The organism is Providencia rettgeri, assembly GCF_023205015.1.
In the GTDB taxonomy this organism is placed as follows: domain Bacteria; phylum Pseudomonadota; class Gammaproteobacteria; order Enterobacterales; family Enterobacteriaceae; genus Providencia; species Providencia rettgeri_E.
The window spans coordinates 2962184-2986539 of record NZ_CP096258.1 but is presented as its reverse complement, the minus strand read 5'-3'; the positions used below and the strand labels follow the sequence as shown (position 1 = coordinate 2986539).

Genomic DNA, 24356 nt, shown 5'->3' with positions numbered 1-24356 from the left:
CACACAGGGTAGGCTAAGCACATCTGTTGAACAAATGAATATCATATTAAATATAGTTAACGTATTCAAAATATGCAAGCGAATAATGAGCCTCTGAGAAATCAGGGGCTTTTTAATGGCTTCTTCGCAATTAAGTGAGGTGGTCTCTATCTTGCTGACGGGTAAGCCGTAAGCGACTACGCATTTCACCCTGTGCCACGCTCGGCACGAACACACCAAAGAACCTTTCAGGATAAGCCTTGAGGATAACCAGTAGTGGTTTGGTTAACCCTCTTTGGGCTGGTTACTCCTGAGCGCAAGGTTTATCTCTAAAAGGAACTAACCATGAAACATTTAATTAAAAAAGCTAACGGTCAGCCTGTTGTTACAACCGATATTATTGCTAGTGAGTTTGGTAGGCAGCATAAGAACGTATTACAGGATGTTAGAAGTCTAATTGATAGTGGCCATTTAGGAGAGCTTGATTTCAAGCCCTCGTCATACATCACTAAGCAGAAAAAAGAATTGCCATGCTATGAGCTAACAGAGCGAGGATTTCTGATAGTGATGCCATTCATTGGCGGGGAAAAGGCCCGAGATGGTCAAGTCAGATTAGTTGATAGTTTTATTCAGTTCCGTGAAAAAGCAGCGAGAGAGGCTAAAGTTCAAATAGAGCGCAGTATTGCTCGAATGGAATATAAACCAATGACCGATGCTGTGAAAGAAAGCAAGATTCAAGAAGGTAAAGAACCAGCGCATTATCATTTTAGTAACGAGGCTGACTTAATCAATCGCATTGTTCTTGGCGTGTCGTCTGCAAAATTCAGAAAAGATAATGACATCGGCAAAACCGACCCAATTCGTGACTATCTTTCACACCAGCAAATCCATACAATAACTGAGTTGCAAAGAGCTAATACAGTATTCATTTCGATGGGTTGGGATTTTGAGCAACGAAAAGAAGCGCTGAAAGGCCTGTTCAATAAAAATCACAAGCAGCCATTACTAGAAGAAATGCATAGGTTGGCGGCGTAAAATTGCGCTTTGTTTGTAAATCAATAAATTACCGATGCACTAAAAGTTGCATCTACTGAATAGGTCGCTCAGCGGCCTTTTTTATGATGTAATAGTGCTAATTAACCCAACAAATGAGGTATAAGTGATGAATGAGCCAGACGATTTAATTAAGCACTTACCTTGGACTGGCGCTGCATTGAAAGTCGCACTGGTAATGACAGTAGAAACAATGAAGCTAACCCCAGAGGAAGCTGAGGGGCAGAACATTACTGTTGTAGTTGGCCCATTCGCAAGACCATACAGAGAAATAATGGCAATAGCCGAAGAGTATGGTGAAAGGGAAATCCCTAAATCAATGTGCGATATGCCGCTAGACATTAAATAAATAACAAGAACTCACAATGACCCGCCAAGTGCGGGTTTTTTATTGAGGGAAATAGCTAATCAGAAAGTTTATTCCTACAAGTAGACTTTCTAATGGGCTAAGGAGATAAAGACGATGGCTAAACTGGATTGGGGGACGCTACAGCAACAGTTCCTCACCGAACATGCTATATCAGGAATATCCCCTAAAGAGTGGTGTGAAGACCAGGGACTTAATTACGCAACTGCACGACGATATATTAAGAAGCCAGCCGCGCAATCTGCGCAAAAAACTGCGCAAAAGAAATTGCGCACTGCGCACGAAAAAGAATGCGCAAAAGAGCCAATACACGATAGTGATATACCAACTGCGCAGAGTAGTGAACAAGATAGTGCGCACGATGATGAAAGTGCGTTTAACCTGCGCAACTACGGGCTTAACGATATGCAGTTCAGATTCGTCAATGAGTATCTTGTCGATTTAAACAGGACGGCAGCGTATAAGCGAGCAGGTGGAAATGGTGAAGGCAATACTGCTTATGTTGGCGCCAGTAGGATGTACAGAAATGCTAAGGTCAATCGAGCAATTACAGACGCGTTGGCAGATAGGGAACGCAGAACGCAAATAACCCAAGATGCCGTATTAAAAATGTGGTGGGATATTGCGACTGCAGACGTTAACGAGCTGACTGAATATCGTCGATTGTGTTGCCGTCATTGCTGGGGCTTTGGTTTCAATTATCAGTGGCGTGATGCGGTCGAATATGAAGATGCTGTGAAAAAAGCCACGGCGGCAAGTAAACCACCTCCGCAAGATGTGGGAGGCTACGGTTACGATGATACACTTGACCCTAACCCCGATTGTCCTCGATGTAATGGCACTGGTATTGGCCGTGCGCATTTTCACGATACACGTGATTTAACCGGCGCAGCTCGTCGTTTATTTGCGGGTGTGAAAGAGGGCAAGTTTGGCGTCGAGGTGATTACTCGTAATCAAGATGATGCCCTTAAGATGGTTGCCCAACATTTAGGGATGGTGAAAACCCGAACCGAAGTAACCGGTGCAGATGGTGGTCCTATTCAATCAACAGGAATCGACCTAAGCCACTTAAGTTTTGAGCAACTCATGCAGTTGAGAAAAAAATCGAAAAGTTGATTTAATTTAACATAATGGTTCTTACATGCCCTGCGACTTTTCAACTCAATTAAAATGTCACCCTAAACCGATAAAAGCCTAAATCTTCTCTTTGAATTTGGGCTTTTTATTTGTTGCTAATTTGTTATCAAAAACTCATTTTCCGTTTCACTGTCATTTTGAGGTGAAAGGGCTATTTCTTACATTTTAGGTGTAGCTATGGATATCGATTTCAACTTATTTGATGAAGAGATCGAAAGGGAGATAGCGCGCCGTAGTTTGCATGAATTCATTCAGTATATAAACCCTGAATACATCACGAGCCATTTCTCTCAAACGGTGTGCGATGCGCTAGATCAGTTTTTGTTAGACATGATGGATGGCAAGCGCCCTAAGTTAATATTGGGCGCACCTCCACAGCATGGTAAGTCCGATATTGTTTCACGTTATCTTCCAGCCTACTTCTTTGGAAAGTACCCTAACATGCGTGTTGGGGCGTTGTCGTATTCGTCTGATTTAGCCGGTGATATGAACACTGATGTTCAGCAAATTATGATGTCGGTTGAATATCGTGCGTTATTTCCTAAGAGCTGGTTAGGCAATAAACCTGAAAATGGCATAGCTGTTAAGCGTAACTCTGACGAGTTTGGTATAGCTAACCATAAAGGCAGTTATGTTTGCGCTGGTGTTGGTGGACCATTAACAGGTAAAAAAGTTGATCTCGGTATTATCGATGACCCGATAAAGAACGCGAAAGAAGCACTTAGCCCGACGGTTAAAAAATCGATATGGAACTGGTACGTTTCGACCTTTAAAACTCGCTTATCAAAAAACAGCGGCGAAATCATCATGGCCACGCGGTGGGCGACCGATGATTTATCTGGCCAATTAAAAGAAAAAGCCCCTGAAACCAAGGTGCTCGCATTCCCTGCCATTAATGAGCAAGGAGAAGCGTTGGTACCTGAACTTCATCCCATCGATAAGCTGTTGGAAACCAAAGCAATACTGGGTGATTACTTCTGGTCTGCCATGTATCAACAATCACCGAAACCGGGTGATGGTCAAATCTTCCATGAAGAGTTTGTTCGTTATTACTTACCTAAAGACCTACCTGATAAATTCGATAAGGTTATTCATAGTTGGGATATGACCTTTAAAGACAGCGACGGTACCGACTATGTAGTAGGGCAGGTTTGGGGTAAGAAAGATGCCAATGCCTATTTGCTCTATCAAATTCGAAAACGTATGAGCTTCACCCAAACTAAGGATGCGGTGAAGCTGCTCGCGGAAAAATTCCCAGAAGGGCGGCGTAAGCTGGTGGAGGACAAAGCCAATGGCCCAGCGGTAATTGATTCGTTGAAATCTACCGTGTCAGGCTTAATTCCTGTTGAGCCAGACGGCAGCAAAATTGCACGCGCTCACGCCTGCACCGCTGAATGGGAGGCGGGCAACGTGTGGCTACCGCACAAAGACATTGCACCGTGGATAGTGGAAACCGTGGAGGAAATCACCACGTTCCCATTCGCTGGCCATGACGATACGGTGGATGCGATGACGCAGGCGCTGCGTGATTTATACCAAAAGAAAAAAGGCGGTTTCTTTACAACCAAGAGGTAATTCTATGTGGCCGTTTAAAAGGCGAAAAATTGCAGAGCAGATTGCACCGCCGAAGCGGTCAGCGTTTACCACAGATTTGTACCCTGCATTAGCAAAAGAGAAGGGGTTTAACGGGTTAGCATTACCGCAGCCGATGATTAAAGGTATAGGGATGGACAGTATTGATACTTCTGTTCCTTCATTCAAAGGCGAGCAAGTCTATGGCGTGCCTGAATCACAAGCGGCTTGGTATGCCTCGCAAATGTTTATTGGCAACAATATGTGCGCCATCATTGCGAAACATTGGCTGGTGGATAAGGCCTGTAATATGCCAGCTCGTGATGCCATTCGCCAAGGATATGATATTGATTGCGATAATGACGATGACCGCGCTATCAGTAAAAAGCTACGTAAACGGGATAAAAAGTACAGTATACAACATCACTTGAAAGAGCTTATTCACTTCGGGCGTGTGTATGGCGGTCGATTAGCATTGTTTGTGGTGGAAACTTCAAACCCGAAAGAGTGGTATGAAAATCCGTTCAATCTCGATGGTGTGACCAAGGGAATGTACAAGGGGATCAAGCAAATTGACCCACAATGGGTAACGCCTGATTTAACCGACTCCAACATTCAAGACCCTGCCAGCATGGATTTTTACGACCCTACGTATTATGTGATTGGCGGTCGCAAATACCATAAATCGCACTTTATTAAGTTTGTGCCGTTCCCTGTACCTAATGTACTTAAGCCACTTTATAACTACTTTGGCGTATCTGTGCCAGAGCGTATTTATGAGCGGGTCTATGCGTCAGAACGGACAGCCAATGAAGCGCCACAACTGGCGATGACCAAACGGTTATTGACTATCGGTATGGCAGACCCTGAAGGTGCAGATAAGAACACCATTCAGGAAAACATGCTTTATTTTATGGAAATGCGCGATAACTATGGCGTGCAGGTAATGGGGAAAGAGGATGTTGCACAGCAGTTCGACACCTCGCTAGCGGATTTAGACGCCACCATTATGACGCAATACCAGCTGGTGGCTGCGGCAGCAAACGTACCCGCCACTAAGTTACTCGGTACCACGCCAAAAGGCTTTAATGCGACGGGTGAGTATGAAGAGTCGAACTACCGTGAAGAGCTAGAAAGCGTCCAATCAAACGACTTAGAAGAGCTTTTGCAGCGTCATTACGACATGTTGATGCGTAGCGAAGAATTACCGCTGACTGAAATATCGGTTACGTGGGCGCCACTCGACAGCCCAACGGCGGCAGAGAGTGCCGATATTGAGTTGAAATCTGCTCAGACGGATGCGGCTCTAGCGGCTACGGGCGCAATTGATGGGCTGGATATCCGTAAAAAACTGGCTGCAGATAAAGAGTCGAGCTATTACGGCATTGATGTGAATGAGAGTGACTATGTCGAGACGAATACGAGTCCGAACGAAAAAGGCGAAGTGGGCAACCTCCCGCCAAGCGGTATTGAAGGGCAAGCCCCTGCAGTATTCAGCAGCGCCATCTAGTCGTTATCAACGTGACATGTCACGGTTAATCCGTTCGATGATTAAAGACTATGAAAACGTATTTAGTGAATTGAAGGAGGATTTTGACGGCGCCACGATGGATGCCAGTATCGCGAGTCAAACGCGTATTTGGCTCAACCGGTTAAAACGCAAGTGGGATAAAATCTTTAATACGCAGTCTAGCGCCATGGTCGATAAGTTTGTTTCCCAAGTGGATATTGGCGCACAACGTAATTTAGACGATTCCCTTAAACAGCTCTCTGGCGGTATCACAATCAAAACCCCTGCAATGCCAGAAGCGTTAAAAGACAAAATGATAGCCGCCACGGCTGAAAATGTTTCCCTGATTAAATCCATTCCTAGCCAATTTCATCAACGTATCGAAAGTGCCGCCCTGCGCTCTATCTCACAAGGCGGTGAGGGTGCGAAAACCTTATTAGATGAAATCAGGCACACAGGCAGTGTGACAGAGAGCCGAGCGAATTTTATCGCCGTTGACCAAACACGAAAAATCACGACTGCGGCAAACTATGAACGCATGAAATCAGCGGGGATACGCAAGGCTATTTGGCATCACTCTGGTGGCAGCGCTGAACCTAGAGAGTGGCATCTACAGCTAGATGGTGAAGTCTTTGATTTAGATAACCCACCCATCATTGACCCAAAAACGGGCGAGCGTGGATTGCCTGGTCAATTACCTAACTGCAAATGCTTTTGGACGCCTGTAATCGATTTTAGTGGGGGAGAAAGCGGCGAGGAGACATGACAAAACGAACCTATGACAATAACGGCTGGCTCGAAGTGACAGATAACCCCATCTCTAAAGTTGGGGTTTTTGATTATTTGGGGGCAGAAATTGGTGCGCCAGTACCCGATAAAATCTATCGCGTATTGCGGCCACCGGAAGAACTGGCCAGCGAAGCGACAATTAACTCTTTCAAACTCACCCCGTTCATTATTGAACATGAAATGTTAGGTAAGCACGCGACCCCAGCGGAGAAAAAAGGCATTCAAGGGGGTGATTGGTGAGAATGTTTATTTTGACCCACCGTATCTTAGAGCCAATATCAAAATCTTTTCTGATGTGGCGCTTAGTAATATCGACAGCGGCAAAATCGACCTTTCACCGGGTTATCGCAGTAAATATGAATTCACCTCTGGCATTTATGAAGGCCAACACTATGACGTCATTCAGCGTCACTTACGTGGAAATCACCTCGCATTAGTGGATGAAGGGCGCACCGGCCCTGACGTCGCTGTGCAAGATCACCTCGTTATCACTATCGACACAAAGGAACTTATTCGCATGAACGAAGAAGAAAACAAAGAGAAGCAAACCGCTGATGAAGGTGCGTTTACAGCGGAGCAAGTCACTGCGCTGAAAAGCATTATTGCAGAGGTGATTGCACAAACTAAGCCTTCAACCGATGAAAATATGGAAGAAGAAAAGAAATCCACTGACGCTGATCCTGAGGAAGAACAAAAAGCGGAAGAAGCCGTGGCAGCCGCCGAAGTTGCAGCGGAAGAAGCCACAACCGGTACACCTGAAGCCGTAGAAGCGGCAGAGGTTGCTATTGAAACCGCGGTTGAAGCGATTGAAGAAGCGAAAGAGCATCTCGACCAAGCGACAACTGACAGCTTAAATCGCCGGCTCAAACGTTTAAAAAACGGTATCGGCACAATGGATGAGATAGCCTCTTTAAAACGCAAAATTAAGCGTTTAGAAGCATCGAAACCCACGATGGATACTGGGGTGCTGTTAAAACAAATCGGTGAGCGGGATTCATTAGCGCATAAGCTAACCCCGTTCCTTGGCGTGTTCGATCATGCTGCCATGACTAAGCAGCAAGTGGCGGAGTATGGCGTTGATAAGCTCGGCATTCAATGCGGCAAGGGTAATGAAGCTATTGCGCTCGATGCGTGGATGCAAGGGCGCGTGCCGGATTCTCAGAAAGCCACAGTGACGATGGACTCTGCGGTTAGCAATAAATCAATTATGGACAAATGGGGAGCGAAATAATGGCAATTCCTAAATCAGTGGCGCATGGCTTAACATCTGGTGTCGTGGGTGAAATCAGTCATGCAGGGCCTATCCGTGCCGTTGCTGCCATTCTCAGCTCAGCAGATGAAAAACAAAATATCTTCGGTCGTGCCTACACCTACAAAGATGATTCTGTTGAATCTGTCCAAGTGGGTGGTAAGGGGGCGTTTGCGGGGATCATGATTAACCCGAAAGCGTATCGTATTGAAGTGGGTTATGCGCGTAACGGTACCCAAGGTGAGTTTTTGACAATGGGCGAAGTGTACGTCGAACTTGAAGAAGGGGTAGGCAAAATCAATGTCCCAGTGGTGTTTGATGAAAAGGACGGTTCTTTATCCTCTAAAACCGTACCTGCAGCTGGCGACCGCGTGATTGGTTTTGTTAGTCGTCACGTTGAATCCAGCGAATCAGCCCACTTGAGCGTTATTCGCTTAACGGAAATCCCATACCCAGTGGCAGTAAAGGAAGGTGAATAATGCCAGTCAGTAAACAAAAGTTTTATATGTCCGGTCGTGATATTCGCAAAAAAGGACAGCTTAATATCAACCCCGCTCAGAAGTGGACATACCAAGAATTAGATCAAATTGGTTTTGGTGGATTAGCAGCTATGGACTCCGCGATTAGCGGCGCAGCCATGCAAGGTGGGTTAATTCAGCGTGAAATGTTGCAACACGTTCTTCCTGGTCTCATTCGCACCGCAACCCGTGTTCGTGTGTTGGATGAAATCACCGGTGTATTGAATGCGGGTGAATGGCACGATGAGGAAATCATTCTGAACGTGGCAACACCAACCGGTAAGGCTGAACTTTACGGCGACCATACCAACGTGCCGTTAGCGTCTTACATTCAAGACCAAGAACGCCGCGGTATCGTGCGTTTCGAACAAGGTTTTCAAGTCGGTAAGTTAGAGGAAGCGCGCCAATCTGCAGCTGGGTTTGAAGCCGCTGCGGAAAAACGTAATTCAGCGACTGAATCTTTAGAACAAGGACGTGAGCGGATTGGTTACTATGGGTTTAATAGCCCTGAAACACGAGTATTTGGCTTGATGAATGAACCGAATCTACCGGCTTATGAAACCGCATCGAAAAAATGGAAGGGCGGCACGTTTGCCGATATCACCCAAGATATTACCGATATGTTCTCACGCATTGAAATGAGTTCAGGTGGGATTATCAAAGACGATATCGCGATCACATTGACGTTACCGTTAGGCTACCGTTCAACGTTAAATGTCGCTAACCCTGTGGCGCGTGGTGAAACGGTGTATCAATGGGTGAAAGAGAACTATCCAAACCTGCGCTTTGTGTTCTCACCTGAATTTGTCGGGGCAAATGGTGGTGCGGATGTGGCGTATATGTTCGCGGATACCATTGATGATGGCTCAACTGCAACCAGCGCGACTATCTTACAAGTGGTGCCCGTTAAGTACCAATTATTGGGCTCACAAGCACAAATCAAAGGGTATTTAGAGGATGCGACCAACGCGACAGCGGGTGTCTTTGTCACACGACCTTGGGCCATTACTCGCCTAACCGGCATTTAACTAGACCACTTCCTTTTTTACGCCCTCAAATGAGGGCTTTTTTAATGGAGCAAGCCATGTCTCTCTATGTCTATTGCACGTTATCCAATGACCAAAACTATTCGGTCACCGATGGGAAAGTGTTTATTGCGGGTCAAGCCAACATTATGACTAAGCACATGTATACCCCGCGTGGGCGTGTCACGGAAATCAGTGACGAACAATATGCCCAGCTTAAAGATAACCATGTTTTTCAACTGCATAAAGAAAACGGGTTTATTAGCGTTGAAAACCGCAAAGAAGACCCTGAAAAAGTGGCCACCAATATGGAAGCCAGCGATAAGTCAGCGCCGGATACCGTGGAATCTTTGGAAGCGGCTAAACAGGAAGTCCCGAAAACTAACAAAAAGGGTAAATAATGATGGAGGCGAGCACATTTCCTCTTCAATCATTTCGTGTGCTCCGTCCACAGTTCAGCGGGGTGCCTGATGATGATATTTATATTATTGCCCAATCCGCGCTGAACTATTTTTCCCCTTGTCGTGGTGTTTGTACCAATGAATTGTGGATGCTGGTTGTCGCCCACATGTTGGACTTAAATCAACAAATTGCAGAGGGCGCCGCGCCAACCGGTGTTGTCACCAGCGTCACCATGGACAAAATCAGCGTGTCATTCTCTGCGCCCCCTGCGGGTTCTGATTGGTCACACTGGTTCAAAATGACGACCTACGGCCAACAGTTCTTAGCACTGATAAAGCGCTGTAGCGTACCGCAATATATTGGTGGTGCAGGTGAACGTTCAGCTTTTCGCGGTGTGGGTGGGCGATTTACGCGCGGGGGGCGATTACGTTAATGACGAAATTAGCGCAGTTAAAAGCGGTTTACGATGAGTTAGCCAAGAAACAACTGAAAGTGGGTTTCTTTGAACACTCGAAGTATCCCGATGGCACGCCCATTGCCTATATCGCAGCCATTCAAGAGTTGGGTTACCCCGCGGGTGGCATTCCTCCGCGCCCTTTTTTACGCCCGACGATGAGTGATAAAAAAGCAGAGTATGGCCAGTTAATCTTCCGTGTGGCCAAAGTGGCGGCCGCTGGCAATATTTCCGTTACCGATGGGTTAACCCAAGTGGGGGCAAAAGCGGCAGGGGATGTGAAACTGGCCGTAAAAGCGGTAACCACACCTGCTTTGGATGATTCAACTGTAAAGGCCAGAGCAAGACGTCACAGCAAAGGGAAATCCACCGATAAGCCCTTAGTCGACACAGGTCAGATGTTACAAGCCGTCAGTTTTACCGTGGAGGATAAGTAATGTTCGGGAATTTACACCGTATCGCTTCTCGCTATATTCCACAGCAAACAGCCCTGTGGTTTCGCTTTAAAAACCGTGAGCCCGATGAGCGAGGGCACGACCAAAACCAATATCATGAGCCGGTTGAAATTCGCGGGAGTTGGCAAGCAGTCGATACCCAAGATGCACAATCAATGGGTTTTGATTCAAGCTCTATCTATCGCCGATTTTATACAGCCCATGACATTAAAGCCATTCAGCGCGGTACGTCTCCTGATTTTCTTGTTTTCAATGGCAAGAAATACGATGTGATGGGGGATGCGGATTGGTATGAGCAGGACGGCTGGAAATCGGTGATTTGCATTGAGGTAGGGGCCTATGACGGATAATGACGTTGATATTGCCATTCGCAAACAGTTATTACGGCAGCTGGCCGAAGTCGGTATTGATATCCCCGTGAAAGCGGGTTTTCAATCCACCAAGCAAGGTCGTGAAGATAATATGGTGATGTTCTTTTCCATCAATGAAAGTGGGCATGGCTGGCAAGGTCGCCATTACAATGTCCAAGGCAACAATGCCAATCACCAAGAAAACCAATTATCGGAGAAAACGTACCAAGTTCAGGCATTCATTACTCAATTAGGCCCATATACAGCTAATGATATTACCGCCATTGCTCGAATGGTTGTCAATTCACTGCCTTTTGTGACCACACTGAGAAAGCAAGGTATTGGTGTACAACGGGCAACATCCGTTCGCCAGCCTTACTTTGTGAATGACCAGGGCAACTACGAACAAAACCCCTCGTTTGATTTTAATGTGACGTTTAAACGCTCTCTTTTCCCTGATACAGCGGCCATAAGCGCGCTCTATCCTGATATCCACCGCATATAAGGTTTTATTATGCCAATTAAACAAACTCGATACGTTGATATCGCATCGGCGGTTATTGGCGCATCTGCTGTTCCGATGCGTAAATTAACCGGTCGCTTATTTTCCACTAACTCCAAAATTCCTGCAGGTAAAGTTTTAGAGTTCGCCAGTGGTCAGGTTGATGATTTACTGGGTGTTGATTCTCCCGAAGCCCACTTTGCACGACAATATTTTAGCTATGTCAGCCCCGCACCCGTGAGCAAGCCTAAAGAGCTGCAAATTGCGTCTTTTGAACCTGTCGGCCGAGCGCCTACGCTATTTGGGACAAAAGCCGCCGCATTAGCGGATTTAAAAATCATTGCGGATGGGACGCTATCAGTCACGATTGGTGCCGTCACTAAAAGCTATAAAGACATTGATTTATCGGAAGCAAAATCTTATGCGGATATTGCGTCTACCATTCAAGCAAAGCTCAATGCAGAAAGAGAACCGCAATTTTCCAGTAGCTATTTGACGTTTAATTCACTCGATAGCGCCTTTGAGCTGAGCGGCGGTGTGCAAGAACGCGCATCCATTAGTGTTGAATATTCGGTGCTGGCGAATGCCATGGGGCTGTCTTCCGGTACGGCATCTGAAGGTAACCCTGCACAAACGCCACTAGAAGCGTTTATTGTGGCTGAGCAAGTCTCAGACTCTTTTGGCAGCGCAACATTTTTGGATGAACTGACGTTAGAGCAAGCAGTGCCATTGGCGCAGTATGTGTCGGGTGAGAACGTCAAATACCAGTTGCACATTAGCGTGAGTGAAAAGCAGGTTGAAGATTTTAGCGCAGCGTTGATGGGAACCGCTTCTGTGGGGTTAAACCTCAAAACGGATACCAACTATTTTATTCAAACCTTACCCATGGCCGTTATGGCGGCGACTGATTATGACCGCACTAACGCCACGACAAACTACATGTTTCGTCAGTTAGGTGTGACGTTCCCTGCGCAAGTGACCACGGATAAAGCGGCTGACCGCTTCGATAAGCTGCGCGTGAACTATTACGGTGAAACTGCGGTAGCTGGTTCACAAATCCGTTTCTATCAGCGGGGCTTCTTGTGCGGTGGCACGTCTAATCCATTGGATATGAGTGTGCACGCCAATGAGCAATGGTTAAAAGCCTATATCGCCCAACAGTGGTTCAGTGTGTTATTGGCCACACGTGGTGTTCCTGCGAATAAAGACGGTGAAGCGCGTGCGTTAATGGTGATTGCCGGTGCGGTTACTAAAGCGATTAATAACGGCACAATTTTAGCCGGTAAAACGCTGAGCGACGTGCAAAAGCTTGCGATTGCGGATGCATCGGGTGATGACCTCGCGTGGTATGACGTACAGGATAAAGGCTATTGGTATAACGCGCAGATTGTTGAAAACACCGGTGAAAGTGACTTACCTGAATATGTCATGAAATACGCGCTGATTTATGGCAAAGGCGATTGGGTTCGCAAAGTCGAAGGCTCTCATAATTTAGTCTAGGAGTAGAACATGCATGATGTATCTGCAACTGGCTTGAGTTTTACCATTCAAGCCAGCAAAACCTTTCCCACTGGGATTTTAATTACCGCCTTTGCTGACGATGCTGATCCACTGGATTTACCGGCTGTCGATATTGCACAAACGGGTATGGATATTAACGGTAACTTGGTGAGTTGGTCTACACCAACACCACAAACCGTCACGATTAACGTATTGGCCGGTAGCGAAGAAGATCAAAACTTGTCTATTTTGCTCGAGGCGAATACCGCGAAAAAAGGGCGTCGACACGCAGGGGATATCATTACTTTTGTCGCCTCTTACGGTGATGGTTCAACGGTCACGGCGCGTAACGGCAAAATTACCAATGGCAGTCGTGGCAACTCTGCCGCCTCTGCGGGACGTTTGAAATCCAAAGCCTATACCTTTGTGTTTCAGGATTTCGACAGTACGCGCGTTCGTTAATTCATTTCAATTTATGGCGGGGGTTCCCGCCTTTTTTATTGGTGTTCACCATGCTTATAAAACCTAAAGAAGTGGCTATCAAAGACGTTGATGGCATTGAAAAGCTGTTTGTGATTAGTCGCCTACCGGCTACGGTTGGGCGTGAAATCCTAGCCAAATACCCGTTATCTAACGCCCCCAAAATTGGTGACTACGAAGTGAGTAAAGAGGCCATGCTGAAAATGATGGCGTATGTATGCGTTATTATTGATGGAGAAGAAATCCCCCTTAAAACACAAACACTTATTGATAACCATGTGCCTGATGGTGAATCGTTGATCCGCTTAGAGTTGGAAATGCTGAAATATAACACCAGTTTTTTCGGGGGCGACGGGAGCCAAGGTTTCCTCCACTTCCTGCTCAGCAAGGTAAGCGGTTCACTCCCGTCGATTATAAAAACGCTGATGGCTTCTTTGCCGTCATCATCAGCGAACGCCTCGCCACCCTCACAGAACTCAAAACCTCAATAGATTTAGAAGAAGCCATGGATCTGTGGGAAATTGCCATCACTAACCGTTATAACGAAGCCCTTGCGGCTTCAAAGGATCGCTAATGTCATTAATGGATACCTTTGTGCAGGTCTTTGAGTTTGATACCAGGCAAGCGGATGGGGCATTTAAAAAGGTGCAACGTTCGACCGATGACATTATCGATGGCATGAAACAAACCCAACAGGTGGCGCAACAAAGTTCACTGACCATCGGGAGTGTAATGACAGAGCTTTGGCAATCGTTGCAGGGGCTGTCGACCGAACATGCCATTCAGTTCACCACCAATGCCAGCGAGGTCAGTGCTGAGACAAGCCAAATCGTGGCTCGGTTAGATGCGGTTAGCTCATCATTAAGCGCATTGAATGAGCAACGGCAAAATGCAGACGTTGCTTGGGTCTCAGCGGGGGATGCGCTAGGGGATTGGGGGCAATCACTGCAAGCTGAAATCAGCCAACTGAAAAATGACCTTGGCTCGTTATCGGTGGGTGACCAAAAAAACGCATTAGAACAGGTAAAAGGCTCGGTCAGTGAGTATATTAACGAGCTGCAAAAAATCCCGACCACCACGGCCGATGGCGCCGCAGAAATTGAACGTGTAATGGCAGACTTACGGCAATCGGTGCAAGGCTTATCAGTTGAACATTCGATTGATTTTGTCACTAACGCAAGTGATGTGACTGCCGAAACGGATGAGATGAGAACGCAGTTAGGGGCTGTCACCGATTCGATTAGTCATCTTGATAAACAACGGCAGTTATCCGAAACGGGGTGGCAATCCACTCAGGTTGTTTTGGGCGAGCTCGATGCAAACTACCAGGCACTACAGCAAAATGTGATTCAACTTAATCAAGGTGTCACCGACCTCACGTTAGCCGAACACCAAGGTATCACCGCAAAGCAACTGTCCAACGCCATTATTCAGGCGCTGCAAGGTAATTACAGCGAGTTAATTCGCCTTGTGGACACCATGAAAGTGAAAGGAATTGAAGCGGCGACCAGTGAAATTAAAGCACAGCAATCCGTGCAAAAAGCCCTTGAGAATACCGAAACCAAATACCAGCAAGCTGGTAATACGGTCATGTCGTTTGCCAAAAAGGCATTGGGGGCGGTTGGCTTATTGATGGGGGCGACTGCCTTGGTGGGGGAATCAATTTCACGTTCGGCGGATATTGAGACCCTCGATAAACTGGGTAAAAAAATCAATGTGGCGACTGCCGATGTGGACGCTTTCGCGGGTTCAATGGCTGAACTGGGCGGTACGCGTGATGCGGCTCAAGCGGATTTATCGGCGATGGCCAAATCGTTTGGCTTTGCGAAAAACACTATGGACAAAGTGCTTCAGACTGCAGATAAAGTACAGGGGATGAAGTTCGACAAAGCCAAAGCAACGCTTGCAGGGCTGGGCGTGACCGATGATAAAACCGTCGAACTGATGATGAAAGGCCGCAAAGAACTTGAGCGCATGATGGGCATTCAAAAAGAATACTCAGGCATTAACAAAGAGAGTATTGAACAATCCATCAAATTCAACAAAGCCATGCAAGGCTTTAAGCAATCATCAGGCTTACTGAAAAACAGCTTCTTAGAAATGGTGATCCCGATTTTAACCAAAGGGTTAGAGTGGGTTAACCGCTTTGTGAGCTTTTGCAAAGAAAACAAGTCGCTCATAGTGGGGTTCTTTATTGCGATAGGTTCGGCTATTGCGGTGTTTTATGTGCCTGCCATGTTATCGGCGGCAGCAGCGACCTTGGCAGCAACATGGCCCATATTGGCGATTATCGCGGTTATTGCCTTACTGGCTGCGGCGTTTGCCCTAGTCTATGACGATATCATGAATTTTATTGACGGTAATGATTCGATGATAGGGCGTATTTTGGATGAATACCCCGAACTTAAAGCCGTCATTATTGCGTTGTGGGAAGCCTTTAAAGCCTTCTTTGATTTTGTCATTGCTTTGTCTCAAGTCGTCGCCGATGTGGCAGTGTCAGCTTTTAACTTTATTGCTGATGGCGGCAAGCAGTTATGGGAATGGCTCTCGGGGTTTATTCGCGATTTAGCGGATTGGGGCAAGCAATTTGAAGGCGTCTTTACGGTGGCTTCTGATGCCGTTGTAGGGATTTTCAAGTGGTTATGGGCGCAAATCAAACAGTATTTAGGTTGGATTAATGACGGCTTAGATGCGATTAAAAATGGCTGGAGCACTGTCAAAGGGTGGTTTGGTTTTGAGGATGCAGAAGTGACTCAAACGGTTGAACGCAAAATCACGACTGACGGCACGATAGAGCACCAAATCCCCGAACAGCCCAAGTTATCTGGAGAAGATACTGCGTTGTTAGTGAAAGGGCTGAGCCAACAAATTAACGGTATGTCGGCTAATCCAATTAACCCGATGACCAGCCAAGCTATCAGTAATCAATCCAGTACCACCAATGAAACTAACTTGTCGATTGGTGAAATCAAAGTGGAAACCCAAGCGACGGACGCGCAAGGCATGGCGAATGGCACGAAAGATGCGCTGCAATCCCAGCTACAAGATTTAGCCCATCAGACCAGTTCGGGGGTAAGCAAATGATCACCGAGGTGAAAATCTTCAATATCGATAACTTTTCGACGTTATTTGAAACGGCCAATCCGATTCAAATTAACGTCCGTGACGAACACAAAGCAACACAATTTACCGTTGAGTCGGGGGAAACACGCAGTGACCATGTGGTAGTTCAGCCCGTTGAAATTGGCATGGATTTAATTTTAGCCGGTGAAATGAAAAGCGTCTTTGAAACCCTGCAGCAAGCCTACGATAAACACCAATTAGTGGGCATTCAAACGCGGGTGAAAACCTACCAACCGATGTTGCTAGTGAATCTCTACCACGATGAAATCCCTGAAATGGCCGATGCCATTAAATTGTCACTGCGCTTTACAGAGTGGCGAACGGTTGAGCCCGAATACGGGGATTTACCCCCGCGTAAGGTGGCGAAAAAAGAACAGTCGAGCACGGTTAATCGCGGCAAGGTGCAGACGACAACAACCTCGGACAAAAAGAAAAAATCGGCAGCAACCAAAATTGCTGATGGTGAATTTACGTTAGGGTGGTAACGATGCAAGATATTCCTTTAAATGCCGTGCCTAATCAACGTTTGCGCGTGAGCCTTGGCGGTGACGAATGGGAGCTGACGATTAAAGTGGCGCGAACAACAATGTGTTGTGATATCAAGCGCAATGATGTGGTTCTATTGCAAGGCATTCGTGTGATGCCCAATCAACCGCTGATCCCCTACCGATATTTATCGGGTAACGGTAATTTCGCCTTTATCACTGAAAATGATGAATATCCGTGGTGGGCGCAGTTTGGCCAATCACACAGTCTTGTTTGGTGGGGGGATGATGATTGATTTACGCCGCATACGATTAGGGATTGAAGTTAATGGTCGGCTGCAATGGTATGAGGGGCTGCGAATTCGTGCTAACGGCACTAAATATGCCAATCCCCTGCAAAATGAATGCACGGTGAATATCGATGGCCTCAATGCGACAACACGCAATATGTTGCTGACCGAAACCAGCCCTTATACCCAAGCGAAGAAACCGCACCGTTTAATTGTTGAAGCCGGCCGTGTTAGCACCGGTATTTTTCGCATTTATGTGGGGGATATTGTTAGCGCAGAAATCGCCTCACCGCCTGATGTCACCCTGACCTTAAAAGCGAAAACCAACAATACAACTGCGCGTGATATTGTTTCTTCGTCCGGTAGTGCCATAAGTAAAATGAGCGAGCTGGCTAAGAACATAGCGCAGGATTGCGGGGTTAAATTGGATTTTCAAGCCACCGATAAAAATATTGCCAATTGGTACTTTTGTGGGCCGGCACTCAAGCAAGTGGAACGGCTGCAAGATGCGGGCAATGTGAAGGCGTTTATCGACGACGATATGTTATATGTGAAAGACCAGGATAAAGCGTTAAGTGGCCGCTTGCGAATTCTTAACCAAAAATCGGGCATGGTAGGGATACCGAAAGCCACGGAAAAAGGTGTCGATGTCACTTATTTAATTGATAGCGAGTCGTCATTAGGCGGCATGTTACGCCTTGAAAGCAAGTTTAATCCTGCCTTAAATGGCGACTACATTATTGAGCAACTTAAGTTCGACATTGCCTCTCATGACGATCCTTTTTTCTATCAAGCGACCTGCAAACGAGTGTAAACCATGAACCAACCCAACAGTGATATTGCTAGCGAAGGCAGCTTGGCAGGGCAGTTTATGGCCGCATTTCGTAGCCTATTGATGAATATTGACGACATGCTCCCAGCGACTGTGGTGAGCTATGACGATAAAACTAACCGCGCGGTGATTAAGCCGCTCGTCATGATGGTATCGACGCAAGGACAAAAAGTCGGGCGAGCAGCGGTACCGAATATTCCCGTTTTTCGTTTTGGCGGCGGTGGCTTTTTTATTCGTATGCCGATCAAGGCGGGTGATTTCGGTTGGCTAAAAGCCAATGACCGCGATATCAGCTTGGTCTTTCAGCGAGGCGGTTTAGAAGATGAACCGAATACGGCACGGTTACATACTTTCAGCGATGCCATGTTCTTTCCTGACACGCTTAAAGGCTGGTTAATTGATGGCAAAAATACGGATGCCTTGGTTATCCAATCCATGGATGGCTCCGTGTGTCTGTCACTGCATGAGGGTAAAGCGGTTTTAGATTCGCCCGTTCTTGAAGTTAATGTGCCCGAGACCACCTTTAACGGTAATGTCACAGTGAATGGCAATCAGGCCGTAAACGGTCACAGCGATTCAAACGGTGGCACGATGAAACACAACGGTAAAGATATCGGCTCAACGCATAAACACAATGGCATTCAACGAGGTGATAGCAATACAGGAGAGCCCATATGATAACTTTTGATGTAAACAACAATAACGATATCCATTTGGGGAACAGTGGAAATTTAGCTCTTGTGAGTGGTGAACGGGCATCTAAAAACCGTTGTGAACATTATGCCAAAGCACTCCGTGGTGAAATGCTGCATAAGCTCGATATGGGGATTCCTTACTGGAAAACCACCTTTGGGCGACAGGCGGACATTCCGTTATTTGAAGCGGCGTTTCGTGACCGAATACGTGAATTGGATGATGTGATATCGGTGGTGTCATTTTCGGCATTAATCGCGGATAACTCGCTGAACTATACCGCGGTGATCCAAACCATTTATGGGGAGATAACGCTTAATGGCTGATTATCAATATATTACGTCACAGGGTGTAATTGTGCCGGATACCAGCACCTTACGTGATGACGTTGAAAACGAATTTAAAAGTGTCTTTGGCCAGCAACTGGATGTTAACCCTGAAACCCCGCAAGGCGCATTGATCACCATGGAGGTCGAAAATCGGGACGCCGTTGTGCGCAATAATGCTGAATTGGCCAATCAAATTAACCCCGATTTAGCCGGTGGTATTTTCCTTGATGCAATATGGGCCTTAATGGGCGGGCAGCGTTTTGATGCGACTCACTCCTTTTTATCACAGGTGAAATTCACGGGTATTTCCGAAACTATCATCCCTAAGGGGTCACAAGCGTCCACGCTGAATGGCGACTTATTCGAAACAACCAAAACCTTAATTATCGGTAAAGATGGCTCAGTCACTGGGGATATGCGCGCCATTGAAACAGGGGCGGTTGAGTGCGGTGTGGGTCAACTCAATAAAGTGGCCAGTTCGGTATTAGGTTGGGAAACTGTTCATAACCCCAGCAATGCGGTGTTGGGGCGAAATGCTGAATCAGATCTGCAATCAAGGCGACGACGCAAGCAGACATTAGCCAAAAACACCGTCAGTGTGGGAGAAGCAATTACTTCGGCACTGTATGAGTTAGAAGGTGTGCGTTCGTTGGCGTATCGAGAAAACTACACTGACCAACCGATGATGTTTGATGGGATCACGTTAGTTCCCCATAGCATTTATGTGAGTGTTGAAGGGGGTGATAAAGAGGCGATTGCCCGTTCGTTACTACGTACAAAAACGCTGGGTGCGGCTTTTAACGGCAGTGAAGAAGTTGACGTATTAGAAACCATCAGCGGACAAATTTATCCCGTTAAATTCGATAGAGCGAAAGAAATTGTGTTGTTCTGCCGAGTGACAGTAAAAAAAGCCACCGTCGATGCACAAACGATTATTCCCGCCGCGGTTGAGTCATGGGCAAATGGGGATATCGATGGTGAGGGCGGTTTAGTGGTGGGGCGCGATGTATCGCCTTTTGAAATATCAGCCGGTATCAATGCTGTTGAGCCTCGTTTGTTTATTACACGTGTCGAACTTTCAACCGATGGCAAAGCCTGGTCTTCAAATAATTATGAAATCAAAATGAATGAGGTGGCAAGGCTCAAACGTAGCGCGGTACAGGTGGTGCTGGTATGAGCAAAATTCAATCGTTTGATTTTCACTCTGATTTATTAAAAGCGATCCTTTGGCAATATGAAGATGCGACAAACCTTAAGGCGTTAGCAAAATACAAAGCGGACTATTTTGAACAATCCACTATCCAGTTTTGGCGTGATTGGTACCGTGATGTATTTAATATCGATACTGCGAACGAGTTTGGGCTAAATATTTGGGCGCGTATTCTTGATGTGCCATTGGGCATTGATGTTCCCCCGAGTGATAAAACGAAAATTGGCTTTGGTTTTGGTAAAAAGAATGCCAATTTCAAAGGCAATTTTCGGCGTAATGCCGATTACACCTTATCGCTTACCGTCGACCAAAAACGTCTCATCGTGCGTATGCGCTATTTTAACCTTACGCAAAGCCCAACGGTCACCAATATTAACGAATTTCTTAAACGGTTCTTTTGGCAAGCAGACAGTAAAGTGTTTGTACTTGATCCGCTTGATATGACCTATCTGTATTACGTGTTTAATTTCAATCCAGATGAACGATTACGGGTTCTTCTTGAAAACTTTGATCTTATGCCTCGCCCATCAGGGGTAGGGGTTAAATATCGTATCGTGACGAAAAAAGCCTTTGGTCACGGCCAACATCGTAAAAACTTCCTTAGCAGTAATTTCGGAGCCTAAAACTCATGACAAAAATCTTTAAAATCCCCTTTGCAACACAAGGGGACAGGACTTCTATTCCCGATGATGTGCAAGCCGATGGCGCGGTTTCTTACACGCAAGGCTATAGCTACGATTATGAGCGTGACCAACAAACTGATCCGGCCGCCAAAGATATTGAACGTGAAAAGATGAACGGTATGTTTCACGATATCACCGAAGCAGTAGGGGAATTACAAAGCTTTGGTTTCCCTAAGTGGGCCGCAGAAGGCAAGCCATACCCAATCCGCGCTATTGTTTATCATAAAAACAAAACGTGGCAGTCGAAGATTGAAAATAACAATGTTGAGCCTGTCGCTGGTACAGCATGGCAGGAACTGAAAGCCGATTTAAGTGCCGGTGATATCAATGTGTATACCAAAACGGAGTCTGACAAGCGTTTCCAACCGTTAGGTAATTACCAAGCGGCAGGTTATAGCTATTCTAAAGCCGAATCTGATACCAACTATCAAGCTAAAGGCAATTATGCCCCTGCAGGCAACTATGCACTTAAAGGTGAAAGCTACACGAAGGCAGAAGGGGATACACGATATCAGCCAAAAGGCAGTTATCAGCCATCAGGTGACTATGCCTTAAAAGGGGATAGTTATACCAAGGCTGAAACTGATAGTAAGTATCAACCTAAAGGCAGCTATCAAGCGGCAGGCTATAGCTATTCGAAAGCGGAGTCTGATACCAACTATCAACCCAAAGGCAACTATGCCCCCGCAGGTAATTATGCACTCAAAGGTGACAGTTACACCAAGGCGGAAGGGGATGGGCGATATCAGCCAAAAGGGAGTTATCAACCATCGGGGGATTATGCAACAAATAGCACGGTAAACTCTAAATTTGATGCCGTGAATAGCAATGCTAATGGCCGCGTACCAAATACGCGCAAAGTGAATGGTAAACCGTTAAATGTTGATATTTCATTAACTGCGGGAGATGTAGGGGCTTATACAAAAGCAGAATCCGACACTAGGATTGCAGACGCCAAAGCAGCAGGGACTAACGCACAAAATACAGCGAATGCTGCAAATACTGCGGCGACAAATGCGAATAATAACGCTAATAATCGAGTACCTAATACTCGTAAAGTCAACAACAAAGTCTTGAGTGCTGATGTATCATTGAACGCGGCAGATGTAGGGACTTACACAAAAACGGAGATTGACAGCAAGCTTGCCGCAGGTAGTGGGCTTGGTTATGGGCAAACATGGCAAAATGTAACGGCTTCACGTGTAATTGGTACCAACTACACTAATGCTACGGGCAAACCTATTTTTGTTTCTGTATCAACAAATGGTGCTCGTGATACTTATGTGGGGTTAGATGCATACGTGAACGATGTATTAGTTGCAAGATCTGTGGGATATGGAGGGAATTCTAAGCCTCAGACAACAATCATTGTACCTTCAGGTGCAAGATATAAATTTAATTATTCAAGTGGCGTCGCGAATAGTGGGGTCAGTATTTGGTCAGAGTTGAGATAAGGCCATAAGCGTGCAAATGCACGCTTATTTTATCTAAGCTATTTTGTATCAACTTTGTTAACAAATTCGACAAACTCAGCTTCATCATTTTTATCTGCAGGGAATTTGATACCAACGATAGGAATAATTTCGCCTGTTTTATCAAAGAAACTACGTTGGTATAATAAAGCATTATTTAAAGTTGTAGTTTCCCCAATGGTATAGAATATAGCCATAATAGGAAGTGTTTCTGGTTTACTGCTATTCCATGCAGTAATAAGCAATTCATTGTTCCAGTTAGTTGGCTTATATTCTTCTTTTTCATCAAGTAGCTTTCTAATATCAGTAACTACACTGAATGATTCTGCACTTTTCTGATTTCCAGCCATCGGGTATGAGCAAGAGAACATATTCATAATGATAGATTTATCTTGGAAATAATGATTTTTAATGTGGAAATCAAACCATTTTTGCGCCGTGTCTAAATTATAATCAAGGCAGTTTCCAGAGTTTTTTTCGATACCATTTTCTTTCACTTTAGCTAGGATTTCTTTTGAATAGAAATCTGGAATAGTCTCATCAACTAAAGGCCCACAACCAAAGTTATTTGTTTTTTTAGCGTCAGTTGAACCATCCGCTGGGTATGCACAAAGAACGGTATAGCTATCTTTACCTTGCGGGACTGATTTTAGTGGGAAGAAAATAAACCCACTGCCGTAGTCGGCAGAAGATGAAAATTTATGATCTTTGCGTAAAAAAGAGAATGCAACGCTATTATTTTCATCAATTGGTCGGTGTGACCAAGGTGATTGTTGTTCTTGCAATCTTAGACCATGGGTAACTAAACCTGAGCATTCATAAGCTGGTGAGTTTGCACCACAATCCTTTGCTGTATTTTCATATAGCGCTTTGACCGTCTTATCAATACCAGTTTTTTCATATGATAAACCATTATTGATAAGGGTCTCGGTACCAATGGTGCTTTGCAATACTTTGTTTTCATGTCTGTATTTCATATACATGCGATTAAATACGATAGCAGCAATTGCGAGTATGACGATAAGTGCAATTAAAATCGGAACGGTCTTTTTACGTTGTTGCATTATGAGCCTCGGTAACATAAATCATGTGAATACTAAAAAACCTTATAATCCATTATATTAGCGATATGAATGTATATCTATGATAAATGAAGCAGATTACTGAATTTTAGTTATGTAATTGGGGGGATTTTGAGACTCAGTTATCAAAGTGCTGATTCGTTAGAGAGGCGTTAGTCGTTTAAAAGAAAACTATGAAGCTAAAAATTGAAAAATTTTATCATCAGTAAGTATCATATATAAAAAAGCCAACCATAAAAGATTGGCCTTCAATATTACAGAGGTAAAGCTTTCTTTTTATCTTTAATACAACGCTAGTAATTCACCTTATAACCATTTTGTTTTGCAATTTTCCACGACTCAGCGAATTCAGATGGAGTTGGAGGGATAAGATTAAACCAATCGTAATTAAAGACAAACTCTCTATCACTATGTAAATCGCTTGGTGTATCGAAACCAGAACCAGGTAATCCTGTTTCAGCGTTTACGACTAAAACTGTTAGGGGAGGAAGCTTATTTTGGGCGCAGAAGTGTAGAATGTGCCCGAGTTGACGATCTAAAACTCCAGCACCGTCATAATGCAGAATATCAGCAATTTCACCATATGTAGTAATTTTTCTATTATAAGCAAACCCTATCAGGATTTGCCAAATTTGAAGAGCTCTATTTTCCAGAGTGTTACATTCAGAAAAGTATTTCATTGGCGCCTCTTTGAATCGCAGATAGTAAAAAGCCCACCGAAGTGAGCTTTTAGTAACTTTCAAATGCGCGTGCATTTCACGTGCACTTTCTAGTCTTAATGTTGCCAGTGTCTAGTCCAACTGATTTTGCTAACT

Annotated in this window: 29 protein-coding genes; 27 read left to right on the top strand and 2 right to left on the bottom strand. The window is 45.4% G+C overall.

All coding sequences use genetic code 11. The annotated features are described in order from the left end of the window. The first annotated feature begins 324 nt into the window (after positions 1-324). From M0M83_RS13635 to M0M83_RS13505, 27 genes are all read left to right on the top strand, one after another. The gene (locus tag M0M83_RS13635; protein WP_105881063.1) at positions 325-1014 is read left to right on the top strand and encodes a Rha family transcriptional regulator; all 690 of its coding nucleotides are present in this window, start codon (positions 325-327) and stop codon (positions 1012-1014) included. A 127-nt stretch (positions 1015-1141) separates the two neighbouring features. Continuing rightward, positions 1142-1381, top strand: a complete 240-nt coding sequence (locus tag M0M83_RS13630) for a hypothetical protein (protein WP_105881062.1) — start codon at positions 1142-1144, stop codon at positions 1379-1381. Positions 1382-1495: 114 nt separating this feature from the next. Then, positions 1496-2515: a terminase small subunit gene (locus tag M0M83_RS13625; protein ID WP_248466754.1), complete on the top strand. Its 1020-nt coding sequence runs from the start codon at positions 1496-1498 to the stop codon at positions 2513-2515. A gap of 198 nt (positions 2516-2713) precedes the next feature. Continuing rightward, positions 2714-4111 (top strand): phage terminase large subunit, encoded by a 1398-nt coding sequence (gene terL, locus M0M83_RS13620; protein ID WP_248466753.1) that lies wholly within the window; start codon positions 2714-2716, stop codon positions 4109-4111. Positions 4112-4115: 4 nt separating this feature from the next. Beyond that, on the top strand, positions 4116-5618 hold the full coding sequence (locus tag M0M83_RS13615; protein ID WP_248466752.1) for a DUF1073 domain-containing protein: 1503 nt from the start codon (positions 4116-4118) through the stop codon (positions 5616-5618). A 37-nt stretch (positions 5619-5655) separates the two neighbouring features. Further along, positions 5656-6384, top strand: a complete 729-nt coding sequence (locus tag M0M83_RS21830; protein WP_316928182.1) for a phage minor head protein — start codon at positions 5656-5658, stop codon at positions 6382-6384. Further along, positions 6381-6647 (top strand): DUF2213 domain-containing protein, encoded by a 267-nt coding sequence (locus tag M0M83_RS13605; RefSeq protein WP_248466750.1) that lies wholly within the window; start codon positions 6381-6383, stop codon positions 6645-6647. The genes M0M83_RS21830 and M0M83_RS13605 overlap by 4 nt, the downstream gene beginning before the upstream one ends. Further along, entirely contained in the window at positions 6637-7638 is a 1002-nt protein-coding gene (locus M0M83_RS13600; protein ID WP_248466749.1) for a DUF2213 domain-containing protein, read from the top strand. Before M0M83_RS13605 ends, M0M83_RS13600 begins: the two co-directional genes overlap by 11 nt. Continuing rightward, positions 7638-8135 (top strand): structural cement protein Gp24, encoded by a 498-nt coding sequence (locus tag M0M83_RS13595; RefSeq protein WP_248466748.1) that lies wholly within the window; start codon positions 7638-7640, stop codon positions 8133-8135. The genes M0M83_RS13600 and M0M83_RS13595 overlap by 1 nt, the downstream gene beginning before the upstream one ends. Next, positions 8135-9202, top strand: a complete 1068-nt coding sequence (locus M0M83_RS13590; protein WP_248466747.1) for a major capsid family protein — start codon at positions 8135-8137, stop codon at positions 9200-9202. Before M0M83_RS13595 ends, M0M83_RS13590 begins: the two co-directional genes overlap by 1 nt. A gap of 56 nt (positions 9203-9258) precedes the next feature. Beyond that, entirely contained in the window at positions 9259-9600 is a 342-nt protein-coding gene (locus tag M0M83_RS13585) for a hypothetical protein (protein ID WP_096863408.1), read from the top strand. Positions 9601-9602: 2 nt separating this feature from the next. Further along, positions 9603-10034, top strand: a complete 432-nt coding sequence (locus M0M83_RS13580) for a DUF4054 domain-containing protein (RefSeq protein ID WP_248468454.1) — start codon at positions 9603-9605, stop codon at positions 10032-10034. Further along, complete coding sequence (locus M0M83_RS13575) at positions 10034-10492, top strand: hypothetical protein (protein ID WP_248466746.1); 459 nt, start codon at positions 10034-10036, stop codon at positions 10490-10492. Before M0M83_RS13580 ends, M0M83_RS13575 begins: the two co-directional genes overlap by 1 nt. Beyond that, on the top strand, positions 10492-10860 hold the full coding sequence (locus tag M0M83_RS13570) for a phage collar protein (protein WP_248466745.1): 369 nt from the start codon (positions 10492-10494) through the stop codon (positions 10858-10860). The genes M0M83_RS13575 and M0M83_RS13570 overlap by 1 nt, the downstream gene beginning before the upstream one ends. Next, on the top strand, positions 10850-11365 hold the full coding sequence (locus tag M0M83_RS13565; RefSeq protein WP_248466744.1) for a phage gateway protein: 516 nt from the start codon (positions 10850-10852) through the stop codon (positions 11363-11365). The genes M0M83_RS13570 and M0M83_RS13565 overlap by 11 nt, the downstream gene beginning before the upstream one ends. A gap of 9 nt (positions 11366-11374) precedes the next feature. Beyond that, positions 11375-12862: a DUF3383 domain-containing protein gene (locus M0M83_RS13560; RefSeq protein ID WP_248466743.1), complete on the top strand. Its 1488-nt coding sequence runs from the start codon at positions 11375-11377 to the stop codon at positions 12860-12862. A gap of 9 nt (positions 12863-12871) precedes the next feature. Beyond that, positions 12872-13324, top strand: a complete 453-nt coding sequence (locus M0M83_RS13555; RefSeq protein ID WP_096863412.1) for a phage tail fiber protein — start codon at positions 12872-12874, stop codon at positions 13322-13324. A gap of 50 nt (positions 13325-13374) precedes the next feature. Further along, the gene (locus M0M83_RS13550) at positions 13375-13833 is read left to right on the top strand and encodes a hypothetical protein (RefSeq protein WP_248466742.1); all 459 of its coding nucleotides are present in this window, start codon (positions 13375-13377) and stop codon (positions 13831-13833) included. 82 nt (positions 13834-13915) lie between these two features. After that, a complete protein-coding gene (locus M0M83_RS21825) occupies positions 13916-16426 on the top strand; it encodes a hypothetical protein (protein WP_248466741.1) in 2511 nt (836 codons plus the stop codon). Next, positions 16423-16950 carry a phage baseplate protein gene (locus M0M83_RS13540; protein ID WP_248466740.1) on the top strand — a complete coding sequence of 176 codons (528 nt, stop codon included), beginning with the start codon at positions 16423-16425 and terminating at the stop codon, positions 16948-16950. Before M0M83_RS21825 ends, M0M83_RS13540 begins: the two co-directional genes overlap by 4 nt. A gap of 2 nt (positions 16951-16952) precedes the next feature. Then, positions 16953-17246, top strand: coding sequence for a phage baseplate plug family protein (locus tag M0M83_RS13535; RefSeq protein ID WP_248466739.1), 294 nt, complete (start codon positions 16953-16955; stop codon positions 17244-17246). Then, on the top strand, positions 17239-18054 hold the full coding sequence (locus M0M83_RS13530; protein ID WP_248468453.1) for a baseplate hub protein: 816 nt from the start codon (positions 17239-17241) through the stop codon (positions 18052-18054). Before M0M83_RS13535 ends, M0M83_RS13530 begins: the two co-directional genes overlap by 8 nt. Positions 18055-18057: 3 nt before the next feature. Further along, the gene (locus M0M83_RS13525) at positions 18058-18750 is read left to right on the top strand and encodes a Gp138 family membrane-puncturing spike protein (protein ID WP_248466738.1); all 693 of its coding nucleotides are present in this window, start codon (positions 18058-18060) and stop codon (positions 18748-18750) included. Then, positions 18747-19091: a hypothetical protein gene (locus M0M83_RS13520; protein ID WP_248466737.1), complete on the top strand. Its 345-nt coding sequence runs from the start codon at positions 18747-18749 to the stop codon at positions 19089-19091. Before M0M83_RS13525 ends, M0M83_RS13520 begins: the two co-directional genes overlap by 4 nt. Continuing rightward, positions 19084-20271, top strand: coding sequence for a baseplate J/gp47 family protein (locus M0M83_RS13515; protein WP_248466736.1), 1188 nt, complete (start codon positions 19084-19086; stop codon positions 20269-20271). The genes M0M83_RS13520 and M0M83_RS13515 overlap by 8 nt, the downstream gene beginning before the upstream one ends. After that, positions 20268-20927 (top strand): DUF2612 domain-containing protein, encoded by a 660-nt coding sequence (locus M0M83_RS13510; RefSeq protein WP_248466735.1) that lies wholly within the window; start codon positions 20268-20270, stop codon positions 20925-20927. The genes M0M83_RS13515 and M0M83_RS13510 overlap by 4 nt, the downstream gene beginning before the upstream one ends. Before the next feature lie 5 nt (positions 20928-20932). Further along, complete coding sequence (locus M0M83_RS13505; RefSeq protein WP_248466734.1) at positions 20933-22441, top strand: hypothetical protein; 1509 nt, start codon at positions 20933-20935, stop codon at positions 22439-22441. Positions 22442-22479: 38 nt separating this feature from the next. On the opposite strand, the gene M0M83_RS13500 is transcribed toward M0M83_RS13505, so the two are convergent. Continuing rightward, positions 22480-23523 (bottom strand): hypothetical protein, encoded by a 1044-nt coding sequence (locus tag M0M83_RS13500; RefSeq protein WP_248466733.1) that lies wholly within the window; start codon positions 23521-23523, stop codon positions 22480-22482. Between the two features lie 311 nt (positions 23524-23834). Beyond that, entirely contained in the window at positions 23835-24221 is a 387-nt protein-coding gene (locus tag M0M83_RS13495) for a hypothetical protein (RefSeq protein WP_248466732.1), read from the bottom strand. Positions 24222-24356: the final 135 nt, after the last annotated feature.